At 63.9% G+C, this 12,182-nt stretch carries 10 protein-coding genes and 1 tRNA gene; 6 read left to right on the top strand and 5 right to left on the bottom strand.

Annotation, left to right across the window (positions count from 1 at the left end; genetic code table 11):
- Nucleotides 1-11: 11 nt before the first annotated feature.
- The 5 genes from purC to mqo all read left to right on the top strand — a co-directional run bounded on the left by purC (nt 12) and on the right by mqo (nt 5,538).
- Nucleotides 12-722 carry a phosphoribosylaminoimidazolesuccinocarboxamide synthase gene (purC, locus tag DM373_RS03925; protein WP_103444794.1) on the top strand — a complete coding sequence of 237 codons (711 nt, stop codon included), beginning with the start codon at nt 12-14 and terminating at the stop codon, nt 720-722.
- Nucleotides 723-813: 91 nt separating this feature from the next.
- Nucleotides 814-903, top strand: a tRNA-Ser gene (locus DM373_RS03920).
- A 541-nt stretch (nt 904-1,444) separates the two neighbouring features.
- Nucleotides 1,445-2,995, top strand: coding sequence for a methyl-accepting chemotaxis protein (locus tag DM373_RS03915; RefSeq protein WP_425272560.1), 1,551 nt, complete (start codon nt 1,445-1,447; stop codon nt 2,993-2,995).
- A 371-nt stretch (nt 2,996-3,366) separates the two neighbouring features.
- Nucleotides 3,367-3,555 carry a YhfL family protein gene (locus tag DM373_RS03910; protein ID WP_110992320.1) on the top strand — a complete coding sequence of 63 codons (189 nt, stop codon included), beginning with the start codon at nt 3,367-3,369 and terminating at the stop codon, nt 3,553-3,555.
- Between the two features lie 345 nt (nt 3,556-3,900).
- Nucleotides 3,901-5,538, top strand: coding sequence for a malate dehydrogenase (quinone) (mqo, locus tag DM373_RS03905; RefSeq protein ID WP_110992319.1), 1,638 nt, complete (start codon nt 3,901-3,903; stop codon nt 5,536-5,538).
- Nucleotides 5,539-5,736: 198 nt separating this feature from the next.
- Here mqo and DM373_RS03900 read toward each other — a convergent pair whose 3' ends face one another.
- Nucleotides 5,737-6,036: an ArsR/SmtB family transcription factor gene (locus tag DM373_RS03900; RefSeq protein ID WP_110992451.1), complete on the bottom strand. Its 300-nt coding sequence runs from the start codon at nt 6,034-6,036 to the stop codon at nt 5,737-5,739.
- Between the two features lie 89 nt (nt 6,037-6,125).
- Here DM373_RS03900 and xenA point away from each other — a divergent pair, with 89 nt between their 5' ends.
- A complete protein-coding gene (gene xenA / locus DM373_RS03895) occupies nt 6,126-7,217 on the top strand; it encodes a xenobiotic reductase XenA (RefSeq protein WP_110992318.1) in 1,092 nt (363 codons plus the stop codon).
- A gap of 115 nt (nt 7,218-7,332) precedes the next feature.
- Here xenA and DM373_RS03890 read toward each other — a convergent pair whose 3' ends face one another.
- From DM373_RS03890 to DM373_RS03875, 4 genes are all read right to left on the bottom strand, one after another.
- Nucleotides 7,333-8,574, bottom strand: a complete 1,242-nt coding sequence (locus DM373_RS03890; protein WP_110992317.1) for an FAD-dependent oxidoreductase — start codon at nt 8,572-8,574, stop codon at nt 7,333-7,335.
- A 2-nt stretch (nt 8,575-8,576) separates the two neighbouring features.
- Nucleotides 8,577-10,154 carry an aldehyde dehydrogenase (NADP(+)) gene (locus DM373_RS03885; RefSeq protein WP_110992450.1) on the bottom strand — a complete coding sequence of 526 codons (1,578 nt, stop codon included), beginning with the start codon at nt 10,152-10,154 and terminating at the stop codon, nt 8,577-8,579.
- A gap of 86 nt (nt 10,155-10,240) precedes the next feature.
- Complete coding sequence (locus DM373_RS03880) at nt 10,241-11,188, bottom strand: dihydrodipicolinate synthase family protein (protein ID WP_110992316.1); 948 nt, start codon at nt 11,186-11,188, stop codon at nt 10,241-10,243.
- 41 nt (nt 11,189-11,229) lie between these two features.
- Nucleotides 11,230-12,156, bottom strand: a complete 927-nt coding sequence (locus tag DM373_RS03875; RefSeq protein WP_110992315.1) for a 4-hydroxyproline epimerase — start codon at nt 12,154-12,156, stop codon at nt 11,230-11,232.
- Between the last annotated feature and the right edge of the window lie 26 nt (nt 12,157-12,182).

The raw sequence follows: 12,182 nt of genomic DNA, 5'->3' as shown, positions 1-12,182 counted from the left end.
CGGAGCCCATCATGGAAAAACGCGAAGAACTCTACCGTGGCAAGGCCAAGTCGGTTTACAAGACCGATGACGCCGATCGCTTGATCCTGCTGTTCCGTAACGACACTTCGGCGTTCGACGGCAAGCGCATCGAGCAGCTCGACCGTAAAGGCATGGTGAACAACAAGTTCAACGCCTTCATCATGCAGAAGCTCGAAGAAGCCGGCGTGCCGACTCAGTTCGACAAACTGCTGGGTGACAACGAGTGCCTGGTCAAGAAGCTCGACATGATCCCGGTCGAGTGCGTGGTGCGCAACTACGCCGCCGGCAGCCTGGTCAAGCGCCTGGGCGTGGAGGAGGGCATCAAGCTCGAACCGTCCACCTTCGAACTGTTCCTCAAGAACGACGAGAAGGGCGACCCCTTCATCAACGAATCGCACGTTGTCGCGTTCGGCTGGGGCACCGCCGAGCAACTGGTCGAGATGAAGAAGCTGTCGTTGAAGGTCAACGAAGTGCTGACCAAGCTGTTCGATGACGCAGGCCTGCTGCTGGTCGACTTCAAGCTGGAGTTCGGCGTGTTCCACGGCCAGATCGTCCTGGGCGACGAGTTCAGCCCGGACGGCTGCCGCCTGTGGGACAAAGAGACCCGCAAGAAAATGGACAAGGACCGCTTCCGCCAGGGCCTGGGTGATGTGATCGAAGCCTACGAAGAAGTTGCAAAACGCCTGGGCGTGCCGCTGTAAGCGGCTCGTTCACGCAAGCGCCTGATACCACGCGAATTTTTTTCAAAAAAGGTTTGCCAGAATCAAAATCGCTGGTATGATGCGCGCCATTGGAGAGATGCCGGAGTGGTCGAACGGGACGGATTCGAAATCCGTTGTACTGGCAACAGTACCTAGGGTTCAAATCCCTATCTCTCCGCCATACGCGAAGTAGTCGAAGCCCCCGAAAACCTTGAGTTTTCGGGGGCTTCGTCGTTTCTGGGTGCTTTGAGCATAACCTCCCTTCGTCATGCATCGACGCCAGCCCCTCGCCGTCTCAGGTAATGCCAGGTTTGCCTGAGAAGCGGGGCGTCGCACCAACGACATGGCAGACGCCAGCTTAATATTGTTCACAATATCATTGTGCTATTGGTCACAGATGGCGCGGTGTTATGTTGTCGAAAATTCCTCTCAGCTGTATATTTCTCGGCGAATGATGGCTTAGTGCTATGTGTCGCGTCGTTTCATTCCTTCGAATCCGCTCAGGCTTTCCCTTTGTGTTTGCGAGGGCGCATGAATTGCGCGCATTCATCATGTACGGGCCTTGCTCTATTTCTCTTGCGCCGTCACTTCTGCTGGACCTGACGGCATCCCTACCTCGTGCAACCGGACTGCTGCGGGTATTGCCCGGCGATGGTTGTCTGAAGAACATAGATATAAGGGCTGTGCAAATGCTCGATGCAAGTGTGAAGGTGCTGGCTGATATGAGTGTGAGGTCGAAACTGACCTTGGGCTTTGCACTGGTTTTATTGCTGACCATCATTATTGCGGGCATTGGGTGGGGAGGGTTGAACGGTCTGGGTGAGCGCAGTGCCAAACTCAGCAGTATCGCCAAGGTCAATGAAGAGGCGCGCGAGGTTCGCATTGCACGCTTGAACTACACCGTCTCTCCTGGTGCCGCGCAAGCAACGCTCTTGGTCAAGGCGCTTGATGAGCTCAATCTTCGGGTGAATACGCTCGCCAAATTGCTCAGCGACCCGGACGACCTGCGCTGGACCAAGCAGGCAAGTAACGCCGTCGAACTTTACCGCGCCCATTTCCAGGACTATGCCCGCGCCATCGACGGGCACAACGATGCCCAGGCGGCCCAGGCCCTCGATGCCCTGGAAGCCAACCTGAAGAGCCTGCTCGAGGCGTTCGGGCAGTTATCGGACAGCCAGTCGAGCAAGCGTGACAACGAAGTGCAGTCCTTCATCCAACGGTTGATCGTTGCAGCTGCGCTGGCGCTGATGTTCGGAGTGCTGGCCGCCTGGTCGATCACCCGCCTGATCGTGGTGCCTTTGAAAGAGGTGCTGCAGAGCGTCGAGCGGGTCGCCAATGGCAATCTGAGCCAGGACATTCAGGTATCCCGGCGTGATGAACTGGGTGAACTGCAAGCCAGCATGCAGCGCATGACCCTGAATCTGCGTGATCTGATCGGTGGGTTGCGTGACGGTGTGGTGCAGATCGCCAGTGCGGCCGAGGAATTATCCACCGTGACCGAGCAGACCAGCGCAGGGGTCAGCAGCCAGAAGGTCGAGACCGATCAGGTGGCGACGGCCATGAACGAGATGGCCTCGACCGTGCAGGATGTGGCGCGCAGTGCCGAGCAGGCATCGACTGCGGCGGTCAACGCCAGCCAGGAGGCGCGCGAAAGCGACGTGGTGGTCAATCAGGCCATCGAGCAGATTACTCACCTGGACTCCGAGGTGGGGCACTCGACGCAAGCCATGGCCGAACTCAAGCGCGAGAGCGACAAGATCGGCACGGTGCTGGATGTGATCAAGTCGGTCGCCCAGCAGACCAACCTGCTGGCCTTGAACGCAGCCATCGAAGCCGCACGTGCCGGTGAGGCCGGCCGTGGTTTTGCGGTAGTCGCCGATGAAGTTCGCAGCCTGGCGCAACGCACTCAGACTTCCACCGAAGAAATCGAAGGGCTGATTGGCGGCCTGCACCGTGGTACGCAGCAAGTGGGCGATATTCTGGAACGCAGCCGCGAACTGACCAGCAACAGCGTCGAATTGACGCGCCGGGCGGGTAGTTCATTAATGAATATCAGCCGTTCGGTGGCCACTATCGAATCGATGAACCTGCAAATTGCCACCGCATCGGAGCAGCAAAGCGCTGTGGCCGAGGAAATCAATCGCAGTGTGCTCAATGTGCGCGAGGTCTCGGAACAGACTGCGGCGGCCAGCGAGGAAACAGCGGCGTCCAGCGTCAAGTTGGCCCGCCTCGGGGCAGAACTGCAAACCTTGGTGGGCCAGTTCAAGCTCTGATCGGGTGATCGATGGCTCGTGCAATTGGCGGCTGTGCGGGCTTATTTTTCATGGGTGCAGGTGGAGTGAGGCACAAACGCAAGAGCATGTACCTTGTTTTACCCAGCGCATTCGGCTGTTTGGCGATTATCGCTGAACTATCGGCAGCGCATGGCCGAGTTCATTCCAGCAGGTACTGAGTTCATTACATGCAGTGCGCTGTGCGTCGGCAATAGTGCGCTGCTTTAACATGGATTAGTCGCTGCCGTGAAACTTGCTGGCGAGCAGGGCAGTTAGTACGAATGCACTATCTGACTTCTACTCGGGCAACTTTTCCCGTATGATCCGGCGGCCATCAGAATGATGGCGGATCATGGACTAAAGGATTTTTTATGAAAAAGCTGATCAAAGCTACTGTTGCCGTTGCTCTCGTTTCGGGCGTTGCCCTGCTGTCCGGCTGCACCGGCCAGGTCTACAACCAGCCTAAGAACTGCTCGTACGACTACCTGTTCCACCCATCGGTTTCCATCTCCAAGATCATCGGCGGCTGCGGCGCGATCGACAAACTGCCTCAGCAGTAATCTTGGTAGCACCCCGATCGGGTCGTTTGCGACCTGATCCAAGACCCCCGGCCATGGATGTGGCTGGGGGTTTTTGTTTTTGGCGCCCGCCACTGCCCGCTGGGGCGTGGCACCTTGTCGCGTGACAACCCACCGCCTTGCGGGTTGCCCCGCAATTTGTTTGTGCTGGCAATTCAGATACAATCCGTAAATCGTTTCAGCCCTGCCGGTCAATCCGACCAAAGGCTGGCGCGTCCAATGCTCTCTGGCTGCTGAACAATGATCACAACAAGCCTGCGCTGAAGAACATGGAATACCTGGGCCAGCCACAGGCCCACCCTCCGTTCTACACACTGGAATCGATCAATGTTCAAGAAAGCTGGCAAGACCTTGCTGGGTCTGGCTGTTGCAGCGAGCTTCATGCAAGCGCACGCAGCAGAGACCAAAAAAGTTGACGTGCTGCTGGTTGGCGGCGGCATCATGAGCTCCACCCTGGCTGTCTGGCTCAACGAGCTGGAGCCAAGCTGGTCGATGGAAATGGTCGAGCGCCTGGACGGCGTCGCCGAAGAAAGCTCCAACGGCTGGAACAACGCCGGTACCGGCCACTCCGCGCTGGCCGAGCTGAACTACACCCCGGAAGACAAAGACGGCAACGTCAACATCACCAAGGCCATCGAGATCAATGAGTCGTTCCAGATCTCCCGCCAGTTCTGGGCCTGGCAGGTGCGCCAGGGCGTGCTGAAGAACCCGCACTCGTTCATCAACACCACCCCGCACATGAGCTTCGTCTGGGGCGATGACAACATCAAGTTCCTGAAGAAGCGTTACGACGCGCTGCAGACCAGCCCGCTGTTCCGCCCGATGCAGTACTCCGAAGACCACGCGCAGATCGCCAAGTGGGTCCCGCTGATGATGGAAGGGCGTGACCCGAACCAGAAGCTGGCCGTGACCTGGACGCCGATCGGCACCGACGTCAACTTCGGCGAGATCACCCGCCAGTTCGTAGGCCACCTGAAGACCAAAGAGAACTTCGACCTCAAGCTGTCCACCGAAGTGCAGGACATCACCCGCAATGCGGACGGCTCCTGGCACGTCGAGTACAAAAACCTGAAGGACGGTACCGAATCGGCTACCGACGCCAAGTTCCTGTTCATCGGTGCCGGCGGCGGCGCGCTGAAGCTGCTGCAGAAGTCGGGCATCCCAGAAGCCAAGGAATACGCAGGCTTCCCGGTGGGCGGCTCGTTCCTGGTGACCGAGAACCCGACCGTTGCCATGCAGCACATGGCCAAGGCCTACGGCATCGCTTCGACCGGCGCGCCACCCATGTCGGTACCGCACCTGGACACCCGCGTTCTGGACGGCAAGCGCGTCATCCTGTTCGGGCCATTCGCCACCTTCTCGACCAAGTTCCTGAAGAACGGCTCGTACCTGGACCTGCTGGGCAGCACCACGATGCACAACGTGTGGCCGATGACCAAGGTCGGTATCGAACAGTACCCGCTGGTCGAGTACCTCGCCGGCCAGCTGATGCTGTCGGATGACGATCGCTTCGAAGCCCTGCGCACCTACTTCCCGAACGCCAAGAAAGAAGACTGGCGCCTGTGGCAGGCCGGTCAGCGCGTGCAGATCATCAAGCGTGACGAAGAGAAGGGCGGCGTGCTGAAGCTGGGCACCGAAGTGGTTGCCTCCGAAGACCGCACCATCGCCGGCCTGCTGGGCGCCTCCCCAGGTGCATCGACCGCCGCGCCGATCATGCTCAACGTGCTGCAGACCGTGTTCAAGGAAAAGGTCGCTACCCCTGAGTGGCAGGCCAAGATCAAGGAGATCGTCCCGAGCTACGGTACCAAGCTGAACGATTCGCCGGCGGCCACCCAGAAAGAGTGGAACTACACCGCCGAAGTACTGCAGCTGGAGAAGCCGCCAGTGATCGACCAGAGCGTCGGCACCAGCGTTGCGCCAGCCGCCGCGGTCGAGAGCAAGCCTGCTAACGACATGGCGCTGTAAGGCCCTGCTGCTTGCCGGGGAAACCCGGCAACACCAACCACGAGCGTCGCCCCCGGCGGCCTCGTGGTTTTTTTGTGCCTGCAAATTTGTACACGGTCGTGGGAGCGGGCTTGCCCCGCGATGCTGTCAGCTCAGGCTGGCGTGTCGAGCGTGAGGTGTCATCGCGGGGCAAGCCCGCTCCCACGCAGTGCTCGCCTGTCAGCGCTGCCCGAGAATGCTGCCCAGCAACCCGGGGAAGCGCCCCTCGAGCTCATCGCTACGCAGCGAATTCATGTGCGTGGTCCCCACATTGCGGGTAAACACCAGCCCCGCCTCGCGCAGCACGCGAAAGTGATGGGACATGCTCGACTTCGGCCGCCCGCCATCCAGTTCGCCGCAGCTGGCCTCGGGCACGCTGGCCAGGTGGCGGACGATTTCCATGCGCACAGGGTCGCTCAGGGCGTAGAGCAGGCGCTCCAGGCTGAGGTTGTCGGGGGAGGGGTGGGTATAGGTTCGCATGGCCGACATGATAACGGGGTTTCACAAATTGCCATAGTTCGAATATGATCGAACAATCGTAAGTTAACTCACCCCCCCGGAGTAACGACATGTCCGCCCTGTTCGAACCCTATACCCTCAAGGACGTCACCCTGCGCAACCGCATCGCCATCCCGCCGATGTGCCAGTACATGGCCGAGGACGGCATGATCAACGACTGGCACCACGTCCACCTGGCCGGCCTGGCCCGCGGCGGTGCCGGCCTGGTGGTGGTCGAAGCCACTGCCGTGTCGCCGGAAGGCCGCATCACCCCCGGCTGCGCCGGTATCTGGAGCGATGCCCACGCCCAGGCCTTCGTGCCGGTGGTACAGGCGATCAAGGCCGCAGGTTCGGTGCCGGGCATCCAGATCGCCCACGCCGGGCGCAAGGCCAGCGCCAACCGCCCATGGGAAGGTGACGACCATATCGCCGCCGACGACGCACGCGGCTGGGACACCATCGCGCCATCGGCCATCGCGTTTGGCGCCCACCTGCCGAAAGTGCCAAAGGCCATGACCCTGGATGACATCGCCCGGGTCAAGCAGGACTTCGTCGATGGCGCCCGCCGTGCCCGTGATGCCGGTTTCGAGTGGATCGAGCTGCATTTCGCCCACGGCTACCTGGGGCAGAGCTTCTTCTCCGAGCATGCCAACCAGCGTACCGACGCCTACGGCGGCAGTTTCGACAACCGCAGCCGCTTCCTCCTGGAAACCCTGGCGGCCGTGCGTGAAGTGTGGCCGGAGCACCTGCCGCTGACGGCGCGCTTTGGTGTGCTGGAATACGACGGGCGCGACGAGCAGACCCTGCAGGAGTCCATCGAACTGGCGCGGCGTTTCAAGGCCGGTGGCCTGGACCTGCTGAGCGTCAGCGTCGGCTTCACCATCCCCGAGACCAACATTCCCTGGGGCCCGGCCTTCATGGGGCCGATTGCCGAGCGTGTACGCCGGGAAGCGAAACTGCCGGTGACTTCGGCGTGGGGCTTCGGTACGCCGGAGCTGGCCGAAGGGGCGCTGCAGGCCAACCAGCTGGACCTGGTCTCGGTGGGGCGTGCGCACCTGGCTGATCCGCACTGGCCGTATTTCGCGGCCAAGGCGCTGGGGGTGGACAAGGCGTCGTGGACGCTGCCTGCGCCTTATGCGCACTGGCTTGAGCGTTATCGCTGAGTGAATGGGGGCTGCTGCGCAGCCCTTCGCGGGTAAACCCGCTCCCACATCCAGGTCGGCGCAGAATCTGTGGGAGCGGGTTTACCCGCGAAGGGGTGCGCAGCGGCCCCCGCTATCAAAACCGATCCAACCGGTAAGCCTCGGGAATCCGCAAACCTTCAATCAACTGCCCCACCCACTGCGCCGTCACCGCCGCCTGGGTCAACCCCAGGTGCTGGTGCCCGAACGCCAGCAACACCTTGCCGTCTGCCACCCGATCGATCACCGGCAGTGAATCCGGCAACGACGGCCTGAAACCCATCCACGGCGTCGCCCCCTCGGCATCCAGCTCGCGCTGGAACAACCCCTTGCTCAACCGATGCAACTGCCACGCCCGCTGCATGCTCGGCGCTGCATCGAGCCCGGCGAACTCCACCGTGCCGGCCAGGCGCAAGCCATCGGCCATGGGCGTCATGATGAACTTGCGCTCCAGCGAAGTGACGGCGAACGGCAGGCGCTGCTGCTCGTTGGGCAGCATCAGGTGGTAGCCGCGCTCGGTGTCCAGCGGGACGCGTTTGCCGGTCAAGGTGTGCACCAGCTTTGCCGAATGCGCACCGCAGGCGATCAGCACCTGGCGGGCTTGCAGGTCGCCCTGGTCACTGTGCAGGGTGACCCCGCCTGCGTGCAGCCGGCCACCGCTTACCTGCCGCCTGGCGAACCGCACACCGGCCGCCTGGGCGGCGTCGAACAGCGCGCCGACCACCCGGTACGGGTCGACGAAATGCCCGGTACGCGGGAAGAACAGGCCGCCCTGAAGCGACGGGCTCAACTGTGGCGCTGCGGCGTGTACGGCCTGCGCCGACCAGTAGTCCACCGGCACCGCCTGTTGCTGCAGGCGTGCGCGCAAGGCCTGCAGTGCCGGGCGCGATTCGGCGCGTTCGAATATCAGCAAAGAGCCATCCTCATGCAGCAGGTCAGCGCGCCCGATCGAGCCCAGCAAACGCTGCCAGGCGCCCAGGCTGGCCTCGTTGAGCGCGCGCAGGCCGGCCACGCTGCGCTGGAAAGGGGCCGGGCGCAGGTTGAGCAGCAGCCGGGTGAACCAGGGCAACGCCCTGGGCAGGTACTTCCAGTCCAGGCGCAGCGGGCCCATCGGGTCCAGCAGCATGGCCGGCAGGCGCTTGAGGATCGACAGGTCGGCGATGGGGAACACTTGCTCGGTGGCCAGGTGCCCGGCATTGCCCCAGGAGGCGCCGTGGCCGGGCGCCTGGCGGTCGATCAGCAACACCCGCTTGCCCTGGCGGGCCAGTTGCAGGGCACAGGCGACGCCGACGATGCCGGCGCCGACCACGGCGATATCGGTTTCAGGGGTTTCGAGCATGCCTAGCCTTCCCGTTTGCCGTCGACCAGACGACGCAGATGCAGCGGGTTGGCCTGTTGCAACTCAGCGGGCAGCAGGGCATCGGGGAGGTCCTGGTAACAGACCGGGCGCAGGAAGCGCAGGATTGCCGCCGTCCCCACCGAGGTGCTGCGGGTATCGGAAGTGGCGGGGAAGGGGCCACCGTGGACCACCGCATCGCACACCTCGACGCCGGTCGGCCAGCCGTTGACCAGAATGCGCCCGGCCTTGCGCTCCAGGGTCGGCAGCAATTGCCGGGCACTGTCGAAGTCGGCCTCGTCCAGGTGCAAGGTGGCCGTCAGTTGCCCTTCAAGGTGCTCGGCGACCTGGCGCACCTGCGCATCGCTGTCACAGGCCACCACCAATGAAGTCGCGCCAAACACTTCGGCCTGCAAGGCCGGGTCACCCAGGAACGCCGTAGCCTCGGTCAGGAACAGCTGCGCCTGGCACTGGTTCGGCCCCTGCGGCGCCTGGCCGCTGGCGACCCGTCGGGCATTGCGGTTTTCGGCCAGCGCGGCGACGCCGGCGGCATAGGCTGCGAAGATGCCAGGGGTGAGCATGGTCTGCGCGGCGGTGCGCTGCAGTTGTTCGCCGGCGGCAGCGATGAAGCGTTGCAGCGCCGGGCCCTGGCGGGCGATCAGCAGGCCGGGGTTGGTGCAGAACTGGCCGGCGCCCTGGGTCAGCGAGGCGACAAAACCCTGTGCCAGCACTTCGCCGCGGGTTTGCAGGGCGGCGTCGAACAGGAACACCGGGTTGATCGAACTCATTTCGGCGTACACCGGAATCGGTTCCGGGCGTGCCTGGGCGGCCTGGCACAGGGCAACGCCGCCACTGCGCGAGCCGGTGAAACCGACCGCCTTGATGCGCGGGTCGTTGACCAGGCCCAGGCCGATGTCGCGGCCGGCGCCGTACAGCAGGGAAAACACGCCTTCGGGCAGTTCGCACAACTGCACCGCCCGGGCCATGGCCTGGCCGACCAGCTCGCTGGTGCCGGGGTGGGCGCTGTGGGCCTTGACCACCACCGGGCAGCCAGCGGCCAGCGCCGACGCGGTATCGCCACCGGCCACCGAAAAGGCCAGCGGGAAGTTGCTGGCGCCGAACACCGCCACCGGGCCCAGGGCCACCTGGCGCTGGCGCAGGTCGGCGCGTGGCAGTGGCTGGCGCGTGGGCTGGGCGTGGTCGACGCGCACGTCCAGCCATTCGCCGGCCCGCACCACCCGGGCGAAGGTGCGCAGCTGGGTGCAGGTGCGGCCGCGTTCGCCCTGGATGCGGGCCGGGGGCAGGCCGGTTTCGGCGACGGCGCGGTGGATCAGTTCATCGCCCAGTGCTTCGATCTGCTCGGCGATGGTTTCAAGAAAGCGTGCGCGCTGCGCCAGCGAGGTTGCGCGGTATTCATCGAATGCCGCCCAGGCCAGGGCACAGGCTTGGGCCACCTGCTCGGCGTTGGCGCCGGCGTAGGGCGGATCGAGAGGTGTGTCGGTGGCCGGGTCGATGGCGCGGAGCGCGGCCTGGGTGCCGGTTACGGCGCGCTGGCCGATCAGCAGGTTGCCTGTGAGGGGCATGGGGGCGTCCTTGGGGCGGAGGGTTTGGAGGATGGCACCGGCCAGGCCGGCTCCCACAGGAGCCGTCCTTGCCGGCGAGCAGGGCCTCAGGCCAGGTTCTGCTCGGCCGACCAGTTGGCATACCAGCTACGGAACAGCGCGTACTGCTGCTCGGCGTAGTGGCGCTGGGCGTCGGTGAGGGCGTCGGTTTCGTTGAAGTGCAGGCTGTATTCGGTATCGCCGTTGAGCACCATCAGGTGCTTGTAGTACAGCACCAGGTCGCAGCCTTCATCGAACGACGACAGCACCGCCAGCGCGGCTTCCAGCTCCCGCGCCAGGCGCCGGGCCTTGGCGTCGCCCTTGGCCGCCTGCTTGCTCAGGCTCACCAGTTGCAGCACCTGGCGTGGCAGGGCGTTGCCGATGCCGGTGATGGCGCCGGTGGCGTTGCAGTTGACGAAGCCGTGCACCACTTGCGTGTCGACGCCGACCATCAGGGTCACGTCGTCATCCTGGGAGGTGATGTGCTCGGCGGCGTAGCGCAGGTCGGCGGCGCCGCCGAACTCCTTGAAGCCGATCAGGTTGGGGTACTCGCGGCGCAGTTCGAAGAACAGGTCGGCGCGGGTGGCGAAGCCGTAGTAGGGGCTGTTGTAGATCACCGCCGGCAGCTTGGGCGCGGCCGCCAGGATCGCCGAAAAGTGATGCTTCTGGGCAATCAGCGATGCGCCGCGGGACAGCACGCGGGGGATGACCATCAGGCCGGCAGCGCCGACCTTGGCCGCGTGGGCGGCATGGGCTACCGCCTCGCGGGTGTTCACAGCGCCAGTGCCGACGATGGTCGGGATGCCGGCGGCCACCAGGCGCGCCACGCCTTCCTGGCGCTCGGCCTCGGTCAGCAGCGGCCAGTCGCCCATCGAGCCGCAGTACACCACGGCGCTCATGCCGGCCTCGATCAGTTCGCGGCCCTTGCGCACCAGGGCATCGAAGTCGGGCGTGCGCTGCGCGGTGCACGGGGTCATCAGGGCGGGCATGCAACCGGTGAAGATGTTGTCGGTCATTGTTGTCACTCCTTGCAGTGTTCGTTGGGAAGAAAGCGGGGTCAGATGCCCCAGGCAAACGGGTCTTGTTCGTCGATCAACAGGGTGCTGTCGGCGGTCATGTGGGCGCGGCCGGTGATGAACGGGCGGATACGCTCGCCTTCGCGCTCGAAGCGGCCCTGGAACTGGCTGCCGGTGATGCTCGCCTGCACCCAGGCCTGGCCCTCGGCGAGCTTGCCGTCGGCGGCCAGGCACGCCAGCTTGGCGCTGGTGCCGGTGCCGCAGGGCGAGCGGTCATAGGCCTTGCCTGGGCACATCACGAAGTTGCGGCTGTCGGCATGGGCGTCGTCGGCGAACAGCTCGATATGGTCGATCGGTGCGCCGTGCTCGCCGGTGATGCCCTGGGTTTCCAGGGCCTTGAGCATTTTCCAGGTGTAGTCGGTCAGGGCCTCGACGTTGTCCAGTTCGATGCGCTGGCCATGTTCGCTGACCAGGAAGAACCAGTTGCCGCCCCAGGCGATGTCGCCGCGCACCGGGCCAAAGCCCGGCACCTCGACCGCCACCTGCCGGCGGTAGCGCCAGGACGGCACGTTGCCGACGGTGACCGCGCCGTCCTCATGCAGGGTGGCGCTGACCTGGCCCACCGGGGTGTCGATCTTGTGCACCCCCGGTTCGATCAGCCCCAGGTGCTGCAAGGAGGCGACCAGGCCGATGGTGCCGTGGCCGCACATGTTCAGGTAGCCGGCGTTGTTGAAGAAGATCACCCCGCAGGTGGCGTCGCTGGAAACCGGCGGGCAGTACAGCGCCCCCACCAGCACATCGTTGCCGCGTGGCTCCAGCAGGCAGGCGCGGCGCCAGTGGTCGTGCAATTCGCGCAGTTCGTCGCGCTGTTCGGCCATGTTGCGGCCGGTCAATGGCGGGAAGCCTTGCATGACCAGGCGGGTCGGTTCGCCGCCGGTGTGGGAGTCGATGACGTGGATCTGTTTCATGGGCGTTATCCGTTGCAGATTTAAGG

Source organism: Pseudomonas sichuanensis (genome assembly GCF_003231305.1).
GTDB classification, from domain to species: Bacteria; Pseudomonadota; Gammaproteobacteria; order Pseudomonadales; family Pseudomonadaceae; genus Aquipseudomonas; species Aquipseudomonas sichuanensis.
This window is presented reverse-complemented; position numbering and strand designations above follow the sequence as displayed.

Excerpts from the sequence above, each read along its gene's own strand:
- mqo (WP_110992319.1), top strand. The coding sequence starts at position 3,901 with ATGTTCAAGAAAGCTGGCAAGACCTTGCTGGGTCTGGCTGTTGCAGCG.
- DM373_RS03885 (WP_110992450.1), bottom strand. The coding sequence starts at position 10,154 with ATGCCCCTCACAGGCAACCTGCTGATCGGCCAGCGCGCCGTAACCGGC.
- DM373_RS03875 (WP_110992315.1), bottom strand. The coding sequence starts at position 12,156 with ATGAAACAGATCCACGTCATCGACTCCCACACCGGCGGCGAACCGACC.
- purC (WP_103444794.1), top strand. The coding sequence starts at position 12 with ATGGAAAAACGCGAAGAACTCTACCGTGGCAAGGCCAAGTCGGTTTAC.
- DM373_RS03880 (WP_110992316.1), bottom strand. The coding sequence starts at position 11,188 with ATGACCGACAACATCTTCACCGGTTGCATGCCCGCCCTGATGACCCCG.
- DM373_RS03910 (WP_110992320.1), top strand. The coding sequence starts at position 3,367 with ATGAAAAAGCTGATCAAAGCTACTGTTGCCGTTGCTCTCGTTTCGGGC.
- DM373_RS03890 (WP_110992317.1), bottom strand. The coding sequence starts at position 8,574 with ATGCTCGAAACCCCTGAAACCGATATCGCCGTGGTCGGCGCCGGCATC.
- xenA (WP_110992318.1), top strand. The coding sequence starts at position 6,126 with ATGTCCGCCCTGTTCGAACCCTATACCCTCAAGGACGTCACCCTGCGC.
- DM373_RS03900 (WP_110992451.1), bottom strand. The coding sequence starts at position 6,036 with ATGCGAACCTATACCCACCCCTCCCCCGACAACCTCAGCCTGGAGCGC.
- DM373_RS03915 (WP_425272560.1), top strand. The coding sequence starts at position 1,445 with ATGAGTGTGAGGTCGAAACTGACCTTGGGCTTTGCACTGGTTTTATTG.